This is a genomic window from Arthrobacter sp. 2MCAF14 (genome assembly GCF_052115645.1).
In the GTDB taxonomy this organism is placed as follows: Bacteria; Actinomycetota; Actinomycetes; order Actinomycetales; family Micrococcaceae; genus Arthrobacter.
In genome coordinates this window covers 18417-36554 of record NZ_JBFRHB010000038.1, presented here as the reverse complement: position 1 = coordinate 36554, position 18138 = coordinate 18417, and the positions used below count along the sequence as shown (strand labels likewise).

The window sequence follows — 18138 nt, the reverse complement described above, 5'->3', positions numbered from 1 at the left end:
GGCCTCCATGACCGAACTCAAGGCCATGAACACGACCCCCGCCACGCCGATCGCGGAGGCGATTTTGCTTCCCGAACTCACGGCAGCATAATCAAATAACTGACCTGCACGGTGTCGAGAAAACTCCACCACTCAGCGGGACGTAACCAGCATGAGCAGGATTGTACGCATGCACCGGTGGTGTTTTACGGCTTTAAATAGGGCCAAAATGGGTGTCTGGTCGCCCGTCTTATCGCCCGTCGGGTCGCTATTTCTGGGCTATTTTGCCTGAGGGCATTTTTTTGCACCGGTACATTTTGGCAAATTTCAACAGGGGTCAGCCGCGACCCGACATGTCGTACCGGTGCGCAAGCTACCTTATGCATATAAAACCATTTAACAGGGGTGGCGTGACTGCCTGAATTTAAGGCTCGCGTGTTTTGCACTCATTTTGGCACTAAAAAAGATCAGCACCGGTACATGCTGACCTCTGTTGTTGTAGGTATCCTACAAGAAATTGGTATAAACTTGGTGGGCGTCCTACAAGCCTATTCGAAACAAAGTAGCCAGTCCGTCAAACTTCGTTCCTTGATAACCAAGCTCCAGGCCAGGCCCCCGGTAGTGCGGGAGGAACCGCCTATCCCCCGCCGCTTTCCCCAGCTCAAAGCCAAACAGGCCAAGGCCATGGCCGAGGACTACCAGGCAGGCATGCGCGTCAAGGAGCTAGCCACCAAGTACCAGATCAGCCGAGAGACCGTCAGGAAGCGCCTACGCCGACGGGCGATCAGGCCACGCAAGATTGGCCTAGACGAACAGCAGATCAAGGAATCAGTCAGGCTCTACGAACAAGGTGACTCACTGGCCACGATTGGTAAGCGGATGGGTGTGACTGCTCATACGGTGCGGTCAAGGTTGATTGAAAAGGGGGTGAGGATGCGGAGTTCGTATGATCACCTCGTAAAGTCCTAGTAGGGGCGGGGTGGGTTCAGGCTGTGAGAATTCGTAACCATACTCACGGTCGAGGAGCCTCGAGTGAGAGCAACGTAGAGCTCGTGTGCATTCAGTCCGTCAACCTCTGTTAATACGGCGTGGTCGAATTCAAGCCCCTTCACCAAAAGAGGGCGTCCGACAATGCGAGATTCTGCTTTGCGTCCGACGATACTCATCCGGCTTCGGATCTGAACAACAGCGTCGTAGACAGTCAGGCCGGGGGTTGCCTCGCAGAGTCTGAGTGCCTCGATCATTCCTGACCACGCTTCCCGTCGGAAGAGTCTTACTCCTTCCATGCTTCGAAGCTCCTGCAGTGCTCGTCTTACCCGGAAGGGAGTGGGGCTTCGAATGATGTCATTCAGCGCAGAGGCGGCATGTTCGGCTCCGATGAAGGATTGCGGCGACAGTTCAACGCCGCGCGCAAGTGACGATCTCGATGTAACGGGAAAGTACTTTGCGACACCAAATGAGCAGCTTAGAGCATATGCAAGCGTCTCCTGGGCAACCTGGCGAGGTAAGCCCCCATCGGCAATCCCGGCGAAGGCCTCGAGGTGCTTTCCCTCAAGTTCCTCGATCATTGTGTATGCGCCACCTAACCTGTTGGCCAGGATCGCAGCAGACTTAGGCCAGCGAGCAATGGCGACAGACGTCTCCGGATGACGCGGCCGGTCAAAGCATGCAGTCGCTTCGTCGCCGTCCACGTAGACTTGCAGCGGAGCGGATGTCAAATCTATGCCGGAGCCGTCCATAAGGTTCTGCCGTGCATCGAGCAACCATTGACCCAAGGCAGGATTAGACGCCTTCCACCTCCATGGTTCAACCTCAATACTCACAGGCGGAAACACGGAGACCACGTGCTCCTCCCAGATGACCGAGTTGCCGCTCCAAAAGAAGAGTCCTTGCATGCGGTCGCCAAACACAACAGTGGGCACAGTTCGAGAAACCGCTGCAACAAGTTCGTGCTGATGAACCTGGCAGTCTTGATACTCGTCGACGATCACAAGGTCATGACTTATCCGCAACATCTTGGAGATAGCTCCCGACGTCACGGCTAGTGCCCCAGCTTCATGGTATTGCCGATGAAAGTCCCAGTCCGGTTCATCGCCAACGGCAATGTTCGAAATGATTGGAAAACTTTGGATCAAGTCGTAGCACCAGCTGTCTAGTGTTCTGACCATGTAGAACCCGCTCGCCACACCGCGTTTCTTGAGTCGTCTTCTGAGCACGTCAACGCCGGCGTGAGTATGGGTCAGGACGAGGCAGTGCTTTCCTTGATCGGCGTACGCCTGCACCAGATCGGCGATTGTCTCTGTTTTGCCCGTACCGGCCGGCATCTCGACTGAACATGGCAGATTAGCAAGAATCTCCCCGATATTCTGCACTACGCAACGGCCTCTGACTTACCGACGCCAGCAGGCGCAGCCACTAGACTCACACCGTAGACAAAGGCTGAGATTGACGCCAGCCCATCCAGCAATGTTTCTGACTGGATAGCTGCGAGGTGTTTCACGATGATCGCACCGAGGGATTCGCCCCGGTCCTCACGCTTAAACCAAGCTTTACTCTCCTCTTTGTCCTTGCCTGGCTTTGCGCCCTTTGCAGCTGCGGCAATCGCAGAGCGGACTTTGGCCTCTCCATGCTCCGATATCCAATCAGCGACTAAAGAACTTGTGATCCTGGAAACTCCCAGTCTTGAAGCGATGGCCGCACAGATCGCCTCCTCTGATCGATCGGCGACAGCGTAATCGACCACGTCTTGCAAACCTTCCACGGGGAGAGCTTCGACTATCACGTCCTCTAAAGCTTGAGTGAGCGGCCACTGGACAACGACAACACCGTTGTCGGCGGCCGCCGCTATAGCTTCGGTGTTCGAAATCACGTCACCGTCAATAACAAGCAATGTTGGGTAGCCAAGTTGGGCCAACGCAGAGCTGCGCCCAGGTGCTTGGGAGTCTCCGCTTCCATTCATCACTCCCACACCAGCAGTTACGGATGTCACGTCTTCGACGCTCGTTCGAGACTGATCCCAGTACCAGAGAAGGTGCCTCAACACGCCAACCTCTGTGGCTCCTTCGCCCACCAGAACTTTGCTTGCCAAGAAAGCTGACGGGCGCTCTCGGATTACACCCTGAAGCACATCTGCTTGGGGTTGGGCGAGCGTTGAAGGAACTGCACTCACGGAGGTCTTACCAGCGCTCGACCGAACAACGTAGATCTGATCGTGAGCGAGAGATTCCACGACCAAGGCAGAGTGGGTTGTGAAGATTACCTGCAGGTCCTCGTTCCGTGCTCGATCCTTTAGATATCGGATGAGATGGGCGAGCCGATGAGGATCAAGGCCATTCTCTATTTCGTCGATTGCGACGATCGATCGTCCGGCCAAGGCGTTCTCTTGGATAGACAGGCTCAACAAACGCCGAGACCCCAACCCGAACTGCGTGAGAGGAATGTTGCCGTCATGCAGTACCAGCGATGCTGTTCCGACTCCAATGCTCGGATCGAGTCCAGGCTTGAGATCTACGAAAGGTCCGCTGCCCAGCTTCTTAACTTCAGTTTGGGCCAGGATGGCTGCATCATGAAGTGGTGTTCCAGTGAGTCCACCGATCGCTTGACGCGCTTGGCGCTGCGCCTCCATAACGGCAGAGGCGGCGCCCGATTTGGATTGTGTCAGGGCTGAGAGTGCCGAAGATCGTCCCCAGCGAAGATGGGAATCGACGAAGTCTCCGATCCTGAAGAATCCAAGGTGCCCCCTCTCTGTCACGCTTATGCGCGCACCTTCGACTTCACCTGGCCGCACAACTTCCCAAACCGGCTCGAGGGATTGATCCACAGAAAGCCGGACTATCAAACATTCGATAGTGTCTTCGTCTTCAACAGGGTCATTGACAACCACACCAGCCGCTGTAACGCCGCTTCGATTCTTACCGTGGCTACGTTCGTTAACCAATTCGTCCGGCAGATCCACCATGACGGCCTCAATGACGATGGGTCTAGACGGATCGCAGTCGTAAAAGTCTGCATCAGTAAACGCAATATTATAACGGGTCGATAGCACAAGACCCAGCGCATCTAAGAGCGTCGTCTTTGTACTATCTCCCGGTCCAACAAAAGCAACAAAAGAACCATCAAGAACCCATTCCGCTTCTTTGATTCCCCGATAATTCTTGATACTTACTTTGCGGACTTTCATCTAACCCCATTTTGATTATGCCTCTTATTGTGACAGGGAAATTCAGGCGGTCAAGTGTCTCCCTACACACCCTCGGTCCCCCGGCAATGACATCATCCCCTACCAACCTGCCGGCAATCGGCATCGCAACGCCGACAAGGCCGCGTCAACTCGATATGAGCCCTGCCGAGATGGCGTCATCGAGCCTTAGCTTGTCGCAAATAGAGCCGCCCCGTATGAATATTTACCCTAAAGGCAGGTAATCGGACGAGCAGCCCTGGCCGTTCCGACCCTCAAACTTGGCCCAGGGTACGCATCCGATCATGGTGTCCATAATTTCTTCGGAGACGTCCTCCGGCCGCTCGATCAGCTGGGCTAGCAATCGCTCGAGCTCGGCAGGATCCTCAGGGAAAGTTTAGAGTGGGTCAGCCTGGCGCCAGCTGCCCGTCGGATCGCCCCGGTCGCAGAGTACCTGGCGCTCATTCCGGAGCTTGCGCAGCTGGTGGCGGACTGGAACCGGGCCTTCAAATGCCGGCGCTTCGAATACACTACGGATCATCCCCTTGGACTATTCGAACCGGAGACTTGATGACCGCCGTGAATGCAAATGAATTGACTACGGCCCGAAGGCGATGGCTCCTCTTCACTGCCGAGCGGTTCCTCGGCGGTGAGAACAGTCGGGCGACTTCCCCTGGTTGGGCTCAGTCAAGTCAACTTTCGAGTGTTGAGCAAGCACTGATCGCAGTTCATGTCGGGTTAAGCCACATTTATGGAATTGACGACCAAGACATGTCGCTTCCACCATATTTGGATGCAGAAGACTGCAAAACGATCATATCTAGGTGGCGAGATGGAGGTTTTGACCCTCGAATAAGTAGCCATCTTCTAGCAGCATGGTTTACCCTCTATCGCTTGGGAAGAGATACGCAGCAGGTTCGGACAGACCTACTGTGCCTCCTGATTGATTCAGAATTCGGGAAACGAATGAAGCCTCAATCTAATGCCAATATGGATCCCGAAATCCTTGATCCATCCCCCGACCTGCATCCGATCAAGCGCGACGAAGTGGCGCTAACAACTGATCGGGTGGTTCTTGGCCTCGATTCTCCGGACAGCCATCTAGAACTGGTACGTAGCGTTGCACACCACAACATGGACCAAGCATTTGAGATGTTCACCCCCTTAGAGCTGCTGGCCTGCTATCCCGATGACCGTCTAGATCTATGGAAGGACGAGGCCCTGAAGTCCGCGAAGAGCCTCCACCATCTATTCATGAGCTTGCCAGGCAGCTGGCCCTCCAGAGAAACCCTGGTACCAGATTGGGTTATTGATTCAATCCGCAACCGCGGAGCCCGTTTCAGCTACGCCAGCACCGGATTCGTGCCTGGCTGGTACTTGGCCGTCGAGTCCGACGAAGAGTTAAACGCAGTAAATCGGGCATCATATGCACTGCCGTTCTATGTTAAAACACCACAGTCGCATCTTTTAGAGCTGGGTTTTAAACTCGATTTTTCCAATGGAGATTTTTCACACATTCATTATACTTACAATCTAACCGATCGAGCCAGCTTGACCGCACTAAGAGCTATGCTCTCTATTGGCATCGTTAGAATCGACATATATCGCAAACTTCGATCGTCGTTGATTGACTTTGTCTTTGCTTTCGGCGCGCGACTACCGCAAGAATTAATCGACCGATGCATCAAGTTAATTGACGACTCTTCGGCAAGGTCCCCCCAATTGAATATATCCGAACTCCAGCCGCCAACTTCAGCAAATTATCTGGACCAAATGAACCTTATCGAGTACAACCTCTTCGAATACTTGAACGTCTGTCAGCGCGAGAGGCGCCGCGACTCTACGTCGCCCCTGACCAAGGACTTTGAGCGCTTCCTTACCGTATTGCATCAACGGGCTCTAGAGGTACACCGCGGTGGAATTGAGGACAGTTCCCTGTATGTAGAGGCTCACGAAAACCTACGCAGATCAATCACGACCACCGGTGGAAGCGGAAAACCTAGATTGGACGTAGCAATTTTAGGCGCACACCGCGCCTATGTGCAATTCTTCACATTCAATGGCTATTTGAATTGCCTCATTGCATATGAGTCTCCGGATACTGGAGTACGCTGTTATCCGCTGGAATTCTCATCGGATATCGATTTATCACTTGTTCCAGAGTCTGTTGATGCGCTGGTTAAACACTACACTCATGGATTGCAGGAACTCACGATACTCTTGAGAGAAGGAGTCAAGGGGCTCGTGATCAGCAGCGGTCCTGATGTATACAACGTTCCCTTTCATGAAGCTCTGCTCGATTTGGGCTTCGCTGAGGTCAGTTACACTCACCGCCTATCCAGCCTTTCCGAGCCGCGAGCCGTGAACACTGATGAGACCGCCCTCCTTGTCGGGTACTCCGATCCGACTGGCGAGCACATTCAAACGGTTGATACCGAGGTTGCAGTTGTCGCAAACCTGTACTCAGTTAGACCGGCCGACCTCTCCCTTGCCGAACCGTTGCCAGAAATTGTTCATCTAGCCGGCCATGGACGTTCCGGCACTGCTGCGTCCGAGGTGGGAATGCTCCTCGGGCCAACCCAGACCGACTACCTAACCCCATACAAAGTGCTGTTAGAGGCAGACTGCGCTAGCACACGTTTAGTCTTTCTTTCCGCCTGCTCAACAGGACGGGGCCTCTACGGCCAGAATCAGCTGGTTGAGACCGTGCCGATGGATATCGCCTTTATTGAAGCTGGCGCCCAGGTCGTCGTATCAACGTCAGCACCTATAAACGATGTTGTCGCAGGATTTTTCTCCAGTGTTTTCCACTTCGCTCTCAAAAATGGCCATTCTGCTTGGGATGCATACACTCTGGCGAGAAAGTCGGCGGCAAGAGGAGACCTGCATCCTAGTGTTTGCGAGCTTGCTGGGATTCTAGATGCTGCATGGCCGACTTGGTCAACGGAAGTGAGCCGGTCATTGGTCGTGGCACCCGATGACTGGAAGCTCTTCCGAGTCTCAGGACGCCATTGGCGCTAGTGGTCATATGGCAGCCGCGCATGCCAGCCCCTCGGCGGGCCGTAGGTCCATGTCGGAGCTGCCATCGGCCACGAAATATGCCCCTATTTCGCGGATCCCACGGCGTTCAACCATGACCTTCCTCCTCCCTTAGAGTGATGCGAGGAGATGTCGAAAAATCATAGAACCACAGGAGAGCACATTGACCACCTCGGACGATGTACTGGCATCAAAGATTCATGTCGTGGTAGATACGACAACCCTGCACGATCACAGTGCCGAGCTCGACACAGCCTCGTGGAAGGCAATTCTCGATGCCACGCGTCGTAAGTCTGTAGATCTCGCAGTCCCAGTCGTCGTGCTAAGAGAAGCCGAACGTCAAGTAAAGGCCTCCTCCATAGAAGCGCAAAAAGCCTTGGCAAACGCTGCAAAGAAATTGCGAACTTGTTCCAGTAGGGACACGATCGGTAAGTTTCTGGAAAAACAGAAAGAGCCAATTGAGGCTGACGCAGCCGAGTACTTCACCCGTGTTGCCGCCAAGTTGGACGCGAATGGGGGCAGGATCTTACCGCTGCCCGACGTGACCCAAGAAGCACTCTTTGAACGCGCAATCGGCTTTGTACAACCATTTAAAGCAGACGGCACTGGCTACCGTGACGCGCTAATTTGGCACTCCATACTCGAATTTTTGCAAGGCTGTCCGCCAGGTGCCTCCATCTACTTTGTGTCCCATAACTCTAAGGATTTTGGCTCCGATGGCACCTTAGCCCCCCACCTGGTTCAAGAGGCCTCGGCGGCCAAGGGCGACGTGAGGCTCAAACTGGTTCCTCGACTACAAGACATCATTGAGATCCTTGAAGCTCAAGCTCGCAGCTCGTCGACGGAACCATCGCAAGAGCCTTCCGGAGACCAAGTAGAGCACGGCCAAGTGCCTTTGGAATTCGATGATGAGAAGTCGCGTCAACTGGAGCAAGCTCTCGTTGCCGCCGCTGAGAATCTCCTATGGACCGAAATTCCTCTTGAGAGCGATCCGGATACACGTCTGGCACTCGAGCTCCCGAGAGCTTTCGAGTCCCCGATTCTTTCGAGTGTTGAGCTCGACTTCGACTCAATGACCTCCCAAACCTATGACGTATTCGAGGGGGACGATGAACTGATGCGCTGTGATCTCAATGCAGAAATTGAACTGAGCGGAATGGTCTATAAGTCTGAGGTCCATAATCTGAAAGATGTGCACATTTCCAACGATGACCACAACGATCACTACGCCGAGGTATCTACCTGGCGAACAGCATCAATGGTGTTCGATGTACTGCGAAATGCCTCAGGGCATGTAGAAAATTGCGACTTTGTTGAGTGGACGGCTGTTCAAGGGGTAGCTGCTCGGTGAATGACTCCCTCCTGCCACTGCCAAGTCCAGAAAGCCCAGAGCTCGAAGCACTGATAAGTGATGAAGCTTCTCGAGTCTTATACGGGTACCTGTACGAACGACGCAGTGATCCACCAACCATGGTGGAGATTCGAAATCATGCAACGTCGATTATGGGCGAAAGTCATTCACAGACGGATAGACGCGTTCGCGGTCTTCGAGACGTTTACGGAATAGTTGTTCCTTGTCTCTGGATAGGCGGTGCCCAGAGGTATGTCCTTCAGGGACTCCGACCACCTGGTGATCCACGCCGTCGAGCGATATCTGGGAAACTCCGTGCCCGCGTACTGCTTAGCCAGAGATGTGCTCAATGCGGGAAGACACCAACTCAGGACTTCGTCAAGCTGGAAGTTGACCACAAATTGCCGCTCACTTGGGGTGGGGACAATGATGTGGATAACCTCCAGCCGTTGTGCCAAGAATGCAACAACGGAAAACGTGATTACTTTGCGTCCCTTGATGAGCACTCGGACAAGATCCGAGCGGCTGCGGCATGGCTGGAACCGCACAAGAGAATTGGCGAGGCGCTTAAGGCCTTCGCGGAGGCAGGGGAGGCTGCACCCAGCCAGATCCTTGAAGTCATCGCTTCTACCCACCAGCACCAAGACGACTGGCAGAAACGACTCCGTGAGCTCAAGGAGCTTGGATGGAATCATAGGGTGCAGTATCGGTACGAGAACGGGCGAAGGCGTAGCTATTACGAGTTGACTGCGTGGTCTCCTTGGCCGGATGGGGATGTCGCCGCGCATATCCGGCGTCTCGAGAGGCTCCGAAAGGGTTCCGCGAAGAAAAATCTTTAGGCCAGGCAAGCTTCCCGTTCGCCAGATCATTGACGCGGATACAGTCGTGTTGGCTACCAAGAATTCGAGCGCACACCTGGATCAAAACGCTGCAGAAGCCCCGATGGTAATCTCCTCCGACGATGGTCGGTGTGACTTGGGCTTGGCACTTTTCGAGGTTACAAATCAAGGTCAGAAAAGTAGCCCAGCGTCGGATCGGTGATAGTCCCAATCACCAAGCCACGATCCAGGAATCGATTGAACTGCTCGCAGCTGGTCTCGGGCAACAACGCACATCCGTGGCAAGCCGCGAGATTGCAGGAGTCGGGACCCTGACCCTTCTCCCCTGCATCCATGCAAACCGGATCGGTCGAACACCAACGTGCTCCGCTCAGCGCCGACGCAAAGACCGACCGTAGGTTGTCCGGGCGAGACATACGGACGAGCCCACCCATCGTGCCTTCAGAGTCTCCCGCCGCGGTGTAGAGCAGAAGTCCTGCCGTCTGCCGATCGGCTGCATCAGACACATACAGCCGCTCCCGAAGGGACGCCGAGCTGTAACCACAGGCGAAGACCAGCTGGTTAATCAGCAGATGGCCCAGCGTATGCAGCAGTACGAACCGTGGGCTGAGCGTGCGTGCATGGAGCCCACGCTGCGACGCGACGTGGCCATAGTGCGCGGTAATCTTGTCCGCTCGTGCCTGGACCTTAGGTCGAGCCTCCCACTTCGCGAGGCGATCACTATCGAGCTCGACATAAATCCCCTCGCCCTTCACCACGTATGCAGGCAGCCAGTCCTGTTCAGGTGAAAGCGACCGACGACGTAAGAGAGCCTTCCCGACGCTGAGCTTGAGAACGTCATCTCGAACCCGCGTAAAGCCACGGAGTGCCCTCGTTTCCCGTAGGACATCAACGCTCCTCACGCGGTCGAAATGCAAAGAGAGGTCGGCGTGCATTCCAGGATTGGTCGCCGTCAAGTAGTCGTCCTTCGGCGTTTCGCGGATCGCAACGTACTCGGGATAGCGCCATTCGTCGTCTTCCGTAAGGAGCTCCGTACCGCCTTCCTCGCTCGACTCTGGCTGCGGCCCTTCGACCCCCAATAGGTCTCGATAGCCGGCCATGAGTTCTTCATCCGAGATCGGCTTGAACCGCTCGGGCGGAACGTTACGCATTAAGGTCTTACGCAAAACCGCGACATCAAGATCTTCGCCGAAAGCTGTGTGCAGGGTCCGCATGGTCGCACTCACGGCCGGGTGACGCATCAACTCGTGCATCTCGACACTGACCGCGCCCTCTTTCCGCGGCAGGTAGATCGATGACTCCACTTTCGGGAAGTAGACGTTCCCGGCACCACGGAGCGCGCCTCGTATAGGCAGCCCGCAGACGCCGTCGAGTTCCGCCAACCACGGCCGTGCGCCAGTGCAGTAGTGCGGGTCATTCTCGTTCGAGGACAGCTGATCGGTCAGGTTTGTGTGCTCCTCACCTTGGGAGTCTCGCCATGATCCCGTGATGCCGAGCAGTGACCGCTGTTTCCCGCAGCCATCAACAACTTTTCCCTTGACAAGGCCACAGGTCACGACCTGACCTTCGAGGCCACCACCACCCCGTGATTCAAGGCGCAATATGCCCTTACATTTCGGGTTATGAGCGCGGTGCACCCACTTGTCGAATGGGAAGTCGTCGAGATGCCCAGCTACGCAGATGGCGACGAAGGGCACCTGGGACATCCGGGGCTTGTATTGCCTGTCGGCGTGCTCTGGGTCTGGACACTTCTCGCCCTGTTGCATAGTGAGGGTGCTGAGCTTGAGTCGTTTGCAGTACATACAGAAGCTCCAGCGAGGAAAGCGCAGCACCGGCACCGTCAGCTTGACGTTACGTTGATCGCTTCCTGCGCCTTGGTAGCGATAATCCGGCGGGAGACGGAACTCCTGAACCCGCAGCCGCGCCTCCAGGCGCCAGTCGTGCTCCTGGTACTCCTCCAAGGCGAGGTTTGGATTACTAGCCGGATACCAGTGATCCAAGCCAGCAGTAATGATCGACGTCCCATTGACCAGGACACTCATCGCCCCCACGCCGAACGGCGTAACGACTTGCGCCCGCCGCATGCTACCCGTACTCATAGTTCGCCCTCCTCAGCCTCTGCGTCCACCCGGTTGTAAGCGAGCGAAATCTGCAACCGACACTCAGCGTCGACGTTGCGCATGCTGGTCGGTACTTCCCAGATCGTCGCCTCGCTGTCGAGGTCCGGCAGGGTTCCGGCATACCGCATCAAACCCTGTTTAGGATCACCTTGAATGACGTTGGCCGACCACATAGTTCGCTCCCAGCTCTCCCACTGCCGGGCCCTGCGCTTGGCCATGCGTTTCAGCACCGGCACTTCGTCGGGGTCGGCGATGGCTGCCCGTGCTTCAAGCAGAGCAATCGCGTCTTCGTACTCGCGTAGCGGAAACGGGTACGGCGGGAGTAGCGGCGCTACCTGGCGGATGTGCGCCACCGCAGCGGCATGCAGTGCGCGACGCAACACCGGTGCAGCAAACGGCGTCACCGACGTTGGCTCGACCTGCGCGTAGAGCCGTTGATGGTAGGTGCGAAAGCGCTCGTAGTGGCTTCGGTCTCGCGGCTTCGCCGCGCCATAGATAGTAATGACAAGCCCGGGACTGACGTCCGCCCGACGGCCGACTCGACCGCTGACCTGGATGTACTGTGCCGTCGTCTTGGGCTGGCCAACGATCGTCATGAGTCCGAGCCGGTCGATATCGACACCGACTTCGATGATGTTCGATGCCAAGCAGATGTCGACACAGTTCGGCGACCCGTAGCGAGCCTGGAGTACCTCGATGGCCTTCGGGATCTCATCGCTTCGACGCCGGGAAGTGAGCTCCATCGTCTCCCGCGGCCAACGCGGTTCGATACCATCCCGGAAGCGCAGTCCGGTCAAGTAGTCAGGTACGTCCGACTCCAACAGCGACACGGTGTTGCCGAGCTCGCGCAGGCTGTTGAGGAAGTTGACATTCGTCCAGTAACCATCACGGTCGGGCTCGGGGATCTCGGTACCTGCCTGTAGGGTTGCCGCTGCGACTCGCACTTGGACAGTCTGCATCGACCCGAGCGAAGAGCTCATGACGCCGAGATAGCGGCGTCCCGGCTCGATCGAGCCATCGTCGAGCGTGGCCGGCTCAGCGAAAAACGAATGTCCTTCTTCCAGCCCATGCGGCGGGAAGAGTGCCACCTGCTGGCGCCCGAAGAGTCCCCGGATTTGATCCTCATACCGCCGAATGGTCGCCGTCGATGCGATGATCTTGGGGGGCACAGGCTCACCGCCACGATAATCGGTGCACAGCTCGTCGATCACAGGTTCATACAGACCGACCATCGAGCCAAGCGGTCCAGAGATCAGATGGAGCTCGTCCTGGATGATGAGGCCAGGCGGAGACACCTGGCGGCTACCGTCATCGCCTAAGCCGAACAGTCGTCTCGACTCTGGGCGCCAAGCCATCATGGCGAACTTGTCGACGGTACCGATGACGATCGATGGGCGAGTTTCGTAGATGTCGTCGTCGACGACATGCACCGGCAACCCCTTCCGCCCGCTGAACAGGCAGACCGTATCGACGCAGCGAAAGATGACCTTCTGCCCGACTTGCTCGTAGCCGATGACGTCCTGACCGCTTCGCCCTCGGGGTTTCGTGCCCATCTGAGCCCCGCACCAAGGACAGCGGAGCAGCAGAAACTCGTTCTGTGTCTGCGGGTCGCGCCTCAGCTGACTCAGAACCTCGACGGCCCTCTTCCAGGTATTCGGAGTAGAGGACCCACCAAGCCAAATCCCAATACTAAATCGTGTCTCGCCGAGGTCCGCCGCATTCTTCGATCGGATGTCCTCTAGGACGCAGACCAATGCCGCAGCGCGAAGAAACTGCTGTGCTGTTAGTAGCCGCAGCGTGTAACGCATGAGCGTGTCGGTTCCCGCGTCCTCTGGGTTGCGCAGCCGCCGGGCAAGCAAACTGATCGCTGACGCACCGAGGTATGCCTCTGTCTTACCTCCACCAGTCGGAAAGAAGATCAGGTCTACTATCTCGCGGGTGGCACGCGAAGGCTCTACGAGTTCAGGCAAGCTAGCCAGGATGAAGGCGATCTGGAAGGGACGCCAGTTGCCCGTACCGGGCTTCACAACGGGCTCCGGGTGCGGACCTTGCACCCGCAGAATTCCACCCGACCCGGCGGCGACTTGACGAAGCTCGAAGCGCGATCGTACCTGCTGGTAGAGCATGGCTTCGTTCATTAGCCGGAAGGCGCGACCAGCGATCGGATTAGAGTTCACGAGATCCCACCCGGCCCGCATCCTAGCCAGCGCCTCACGACAGAGCGTCATGTGCCTGGTCGCGGCTGGACGGAAACGGGGCAAAAGGTCCGGGATGAGTCTCTCCTGCTGGGTGATCCACACATCGTAGAGGCGCAGGACTGTTTCAACTTGCACCCGTCCTGCGTCGCTTCCCTCAGCCAACGACGCCATGCTAACCATGACCGACGTTCTGATTCCCGTTTCATCCGTCACGTAGACGTTCGGCGTCAAGCTGACGACCTCATATACAGGGAGCGGTTCAGCGTGGACCCACGACGTTGCCTCGTGCTTGGCTTCGCCCCACTCCGCAGCACAGCCGTGACCGATCGCGTAGGTCCGCTTGTTCAGGTACAGCAGATCGATAGATTGTTCTTCCTCGTCCCGGTCCGGCTGCTCGATGTCGTGGTAGGCCTCGATCGTGAGCCCACCCGCGGCAGCAACCGTGAAGCCCATCTGGAACAGCGCGCTGGCCGAACCTGTGCCTGACGTTTGATTCAGAACGGCCACTGTCACGAGTCGGAGTTCAGGGTCATGCTCTCCGGGAACCGGTCGGCTGAAGACCTGTGTCGTCGGAGCAACGCGCGGTCGCTCTTCGCCAGTTGCCGTATCTACGTTCTTGAGCCGATTGTTCTCGTTTAGAAGCACGTGCCCCGGAACCGTGCCAGTGAGTTCGAACGGGCGACGGAGCCACCACTCGCGGGCTTTGGTCACTCCCGGAATGTGCACGCTCAACTTGTCGTAGTAGGCGCCCTTCACCGTGACAACCAAGGAGCCGTTTGTCGGCACGCGGCATTTGAACGAGATCGCCATTGCTGACGGCTTGAAGGTGTTGGCGTCGCTGAGGTCGAAGTCGTCGGAATCTGCCTCGTCGTGGCGAAGTCGCCCCTTGACCTCCACAGTCGGGGCGTCGAGGTGCTCCTCGGTACCTCCGAGCCCAGCGACCCAGCTGAGGTCGGGGTCATCCTCCGGACCGCCGTCGGAAGTCCCGGGAGACGAGATCGCTGTACCTCGCTGTGCTGCGCCGTTGTGTAGCACACCTATGCCATAGCGACGGAGAGGATCCGAGCGCGTGAGGATCTCCTGGTGCGTCGTCATCTCGTGAAACTGACCGCGACTGGCTTCTTGAGATTCGAAGGTCAGCACCCCGGAGGAGCAGTCGAGCGGCGTCCCGGGGGGCGAGTCCGTGTCCACGGGACCAAATAATTCGCGCCGAACTGCCGCCTCGACGATACCGCGCGCCTCGAGCCCAGTCATACTGTCCCTTCCAGTGCTGCCCTGAGTGTCCCGGCTTCGATCAAAGCGAACAGCCTGTCGGTCGCCCGCGTCAGGCCAACATACAGCAGCGATTCGAAGTTCGGCATCGTGTGACGGTCGATATCGGTCACCACCACCGCCCGTGCCTCGAGTCCCTTGAACGCTTGGATCGTACTGTAGGACAGTTGTCCCGGCCGCGACGCGCTGCCATCAGCAGGTCGAAGCACCTGGCGGAGCCAAGTATCTGTCGTCCTACTCGCAGTAGAGTTCCCCTCAAGGGGGCTCAGCACCACGATCTCGTTCAGCTCAAAACCATCGTTGCGCAGCGTACGTACAGCGCTCACCAGCTGCTCAGACTGGTCCCTGCCGGACTTGTACGTGAATACGGACGGATCGAAGCCGTCGTCCAGCCGCCGAAATCGCTGATAGCCGGGTTGCAGCTTACTGAACGTGTTGACTTGGTAACCAATCCTCGGCAGGTTGCGACAGTTGGTGATGAGCCGATGCGTAGTGAGCTGACCAACACGGCTACGGAGCAGCGCCCGCCCGTCTGGCGCGTCAAATATCGCTTGCCGCTCGAAGTCGCCGAAAAGGAGCAGACGCCCTTCCGCAAGCCCACCGGCTACCATCAGATCAAGCACATCGAGGTAGGGCTCGCGAACGATGTCCTGGATCTCATCGACAACTAAGAAGTCGCTGACCAGGCCCTCGCCACCTTCCAGGAGCACCTCCATCGCCCGGTCCGGCAGCTCGCGCTCCCAGAAATCTGGCCCTGCTCCCGGGGGCGGCTGCACCCCGGCGATCCGCACCAGTTCCTTGTGGAGTGTGCCAACCGTGAGCCCGGGGAGGTCGTCCATATCGCTTACAAGGCGTCGTCCCAGGAACCGGTTGAAACACAGCAACCGCCCCGATCGACCCATGCTCACTTCCCTGCGTGCTGCCTCGGTCGCAAGGAGCGTCTTACCCGAGCCTGCCGGACCGGTGAAGAGGACCTGCCGGTTGTCCTGCATGGCGTCTAGCGCCTCGTACTGCTCCCCGATAAAGCTGATGAGCTCCTGCTCACGTACTCTTCGTCGATCGCCAGCCACTGTCGCTAGCTCGAAACGGGGCCGCAGGATCGACGCGATCCGCTCAGTCTGCGCTTGGTCCGGACCGACACCTCCATAGGAGAAGTACTGGATTTTCGCGTCGAGATGCGCTTTGCCCTCCGCGAGCGTTCGTAAGATCGCCGCCGGGACCCCCTTGCGTAGATCCTCGGAGTCCAACACCTGCCAGTCGTGCCACTCGGTCGATGACGGCAGCATTGTCCGCGCGCGGACTTCAGTAAACCAGGCACAGCTCAGTAGCGGAATCGAGCGTAAGTCCAGGTTCTTGGACTCGAGGAAGCCTCGCAGGCTATGCATGGCTTCATTCGCCTGCTTGAACGGATGCCGCGCAGTCGGCCGGTCATGACCGAGCTTCCACTGACCGTCATCGAGCACGGTGATGGTCTGGTGCGACTTCACTTCGATGACGAGCACCCCGTGGTCGGGCACGATGACGACGAAGTCAGCCTCGCCCTCTACTTGGCGGACGTGCTCGGCGATGGCTAGCGAGTGCAACACGATCCAGCCCTCGGTATCTGGGCTCGAGGCAAGGGCTGCATAGAGCGCCTTCTCGCCGGGAGGCGCCGATTCTGGCCGGTAGGACGGCATCATTCGAGCCACTGTGCACCCCAATCTTCGAACGGGACCCTCGCATCATGCCGTGGAACAATCACCTGATGTGGCGAGATAGCGAGGACTCGCGTCGCGATAATGCCTCGGAACCCGTCTGCCTGAACGTCCAAGCTCAAGTGTCCCTCGCGTTCGAGCTCTGATAGATCCGCCGCAGAGACTGCAACCTCCAACTTTTCCCGCACGTTGGCGATCGCCTGATGGATCAACTGACGCAGCTTGGTCGCATAACCGAAGGTTGGTTGGATTGGGATCCGTAGCCATGTAAGCAGAATCTCAAAGTCATGATCGCTGTTCGGGCGGACGAGGTTCGGCTCTATCCACGCCGGAGCGCGATCGGCCGTGGTCACGCCTAGTTGTCGGAGTTCACCGACAATCGCCTTTTTGCCACGCAAAGTCAGGAGCCGGGAAAGCTCATCTTTCCAAGCATGCTGTGAAGCGCTGACGGATTCCCCCTTGGCGCCAAGCAATCGCAGCGCGGCTGTATACAACACACCTTGTTCCGTCTCGCCTTGTCGAAGCAACAGATACGTGCCGGGCCGAACTGCGTGTATGTCGCAATAAACGACTCGTTCCCCGCTGGGCTGGTTTGGGTCAAGCGCACGGATACGGTCCCCGTCGTCGAGCCAGATCGCCAGGTTACCGCTGAGCAGTACCTTCCATGCGACCACTTCCTCGCTGCTCGGCTCACGATCAGGCGACTGCTGGTTGCCCCAAATGGGCATTGGAAGGAACTCCTCCTCAACCTCAGGCTCCAACGCTTCCGCTGAGGGTTCACCCAGATCACCTACGGTGAATGTTCGTGATTTAACTCGAATGGCATTGTCGGCATATGGCGCGATCACGGACTCCGGAAGCGAGCGGTCGCCAATCCAGGCAGGCATAAGGAAACTCACCCCATTCGCGGGCGGCGCCGTTACTAGAGATGACTTAAAAAAGCGCGGCGGCCCCACCGCAAAAGCCTGTTCCACTTGACGGTTCTTGCGGTGCAAATCCCCAATCGTCATGACGGGAACGCCCAGGTCCCCAAGCCAAACTTGAAGTCCTGCCCTCGCGGAACTGCTGGCAGGCACAACAACACAGTCGCTCGGTCCTATTTCTTCGATAGAGCTCCACAGGACCGACCCGAGCAACGGTACTGCTTCCGAGGCCGCCTGTGCGGCGGCTGCCAGTTCGTCGAGTACTTCGTCGTTCGCTGTCGAACCGCGCAGCCGTCTCGCTTGCACCGCTACCTGCTCGGCCGCATCGCGGAGACCAGCGTTCAGACTGATCGGCTGTGGCTGCGTCACCAGCCGCCATCGCATCGCATTGACCGCGCCAGCCAGATCGGCCCAAGGTGCCGGGTCGCCCTCACGCATGATCGAAAGCAGTCTACGTGCAGCTGTGTTGAGGCGCGCCCCTACGGAATCAGCGACCCGAACTATCTCGACGCCGTTTCGCAGGAGTTCCGCACAAGAGGCGTAGCG

General features: G+C 57.4%; 10 protein-coding genes. 4 read left to right on the top strand and 6 right to left on the bottom strand.

Going from position 1 to position 18138, the window contains the following annotated elements; all coding sequences use genetic code 11:
* Positions 1-459: 459 nt before the first annotated feature.
* On the top strand, positions 460-948 hold the full coding sequence (locus AB4074_RS20595) for a hypothetical protein (protein ID WP_441415057.1): 489 nt from the start codon (positions 460-462) through the stop codon (positions 946-948).
* On the opposite strand, the gene AB4074_RS20590 is transcribed toward AB4074_RS20595, so the two are convergent.
* Complete coding sequence (locus tag AB4074_RS20590; protein ID WP_441415056.1) at positions 945-2351, bottom strand: AAA family ATPase; 1407 nt, start codon at positions 2349-2351, stop codon at positions 945-947. The two genes, AB4074_RS20595 and AB4074_RS20590, sit on opposite strands and share 4 nt — an antisense overlap.
* On the bottom strand, positions 2351-4159 hold the full coding sequence (locus AB4074_RS20585) for an ATP-dependent nuclease (protein WP_441415055.1): 1809 nt from the start codon (positions 4157-4159) through the stop codon (positions 2351-2353). The genes AB4074_RS20590 and AB4074_RS20585 overlap by 1 nt, the downstream gene beginning before the upstream one ends.
* A gap of 987 nt (positions 4160-5146) precedes the next feature.
* Between AB4074_RS20585 and AB4074_RS20580 the strand changes: the two genes are divergently transcribed.
* The 3 genes from AB4074_RS20580 to AB4074_RS20570 all read left to right on the top strand — a co-directional run bounded on the left by AB4074_RS20580 (position 5147) and on the right by AB4074_RS20570 (position 9385).
* Positions 5147-7177: a CHAT domain-containing protein gene (locus tag AB4074_RS20580; protein WP_441415054.1), complete on the top strand. Its 2031-nt coding sequence runs from the start codon at positions 5147-5149 to the stop codon at positions 7175-7177.
* Positions 7178-7358: 181 nt separating this feature from the next.
* Positions 7359-8546, top strand: coding sequence for a PIN domain-containing protein (locus AB4074_RS20575; RefSeq protein ID WP_441415053.1), 1188 nt, complete (start codon positions 7359-7361; stop codon positions 8544-8546).
* Positions 8547-8665: 119 nt separating this feature from the next.
* Positions 8666-9385: an HNH endonuclease gene (locus AB4074_RS20570; RefSeq protein WP_441415059.1), complete on the top strand. Its 720-nt coding sequence runs from the start codon at positions 8666-8668 to the stop codon at positions 9383-9385.
* Between the two features lie 158 nt (positions 9386-9543).
* Here the strand turns inward: AB4074_RS20570 and drmB are convergent, their stop codons facing one another.
* From drmB to AB4074_RS20550, 4 genes are read right to left on the bottom strand one after another with little or no spacing between them, the layout of a single operon-like run.
* Positions 9544-11484, bottom strand: a complete 1941-nt coding sequence (gene drmB, locus AB4074_RS20565) for a DrmB family protein (protein ID WP_441415052.1) — start codon at positions 11482-11484, stop codon at positions 9544-9546.
* The gene (locus tag AB4074_RS20560) at positions 11481-14957 is read right to left on the bottom strand and encodes a helicase-related protein (protein ID WP_441415051.1); all 3477 of its coding nucleotides are present in this window, start codon (positions 14955-14957) and stop codon (positions 11481-11483) included. Before AB4074_RS20560 ends, drmB begins: the two co-directional genes overlap by 4 nt.
* Positions 14954-16654: an NERD domain-containing protein gene (locus tag AB4074_RS20555; protein WP_441415050.1), complete on the bottom strand. Its 1701-nt coding sequence runs from the start codon at positions 16652-16654 to the stop codon at positions 14954-14956. The genes AB4074_RS20560 and AB4074_RS20555 overlap by 4 nt, the downstream gene beginning before the upstream one ends.
* The gene (locus AB4074_RS20550) at positions 16651-18030 is read right to left on the bottom strand and encodes a hypothetical protein (protein ID WP_441415049.1); all 1380 of its coding nucleotides are present in this window, start codon (positions 18028-18030) and stop codon (positions 16651-16653) included. Before AB4074_RS20550 ends, AB4074_RS20555 begins: the two co-directional genes overlap by 4 nt.
* Positions 18031-18138 lie beyond the last annotated feature (108 nt).

What these genes read in the sequence shown, in the direction of transcription:
- AB4074_RS20555 (WP_441415050.1), bottom strand. Translation starts at nt 16,654, where the DNA reads ATGATGCCGTCCTACCGGCCAGAATCGGCGCCTCCCGGCGAGAAGGCG.
- AB4074_RS20570 (WP_441415059.1), top strand. Translation starts at nt 8,666, where the DNA reads ATGGTGGAGATTCGAAATCATGCAACGTCGATTATGGGCGAAAGTCAT.
- AB4074_RS20560 (WP_441415051.1), bottom strand. Translation starts at nt 14,957, where the DNA reads ATGACTGGGCTCGAGGCGCGCGGTATCGTCGAGGCGGCAGTTCGGCGC.
- AB4074_RS20585 (WP_441415055.1), bottom strand. Translation starts at nt 4,159, where the DNA reads ATGAAAGTCCGCAAAGTAAGTATCAAGAATTATCGGGGAATCAAAGAA.
- drmB (WP_441415052.1), bottom strand. Translation starts at nt 11,484, where the DNA reads ATGAGTACGGGTAGCATGCGGCGGGCGCAAGTCGTTACGCCGTTCGGC.
- AB4074_RS20595 (WP_441415057.1), top strand. Translation starts at nt 460, where the DNA reads ATGCTGACCTCTGTTGTTGTAGGTATCCTACAAGAAATTGGTATAAAC.
- AB4074_RS20550 (WP_441415049.1), bottom strand. Translation starts at nt 18,030, where the DNA reads ATGCGTGAGGGCGACCCGGCACCTTGGGCCGATCTGGCTGGCGCGGTC.
- AB4074_RS20580 (WP_441415054.1), top strand. Translation starts at nt 5,147, where the DNA reads ATGGATCCCGAAATCCTTGATCCATCCCCCGACCTGCATCCGATCAAG.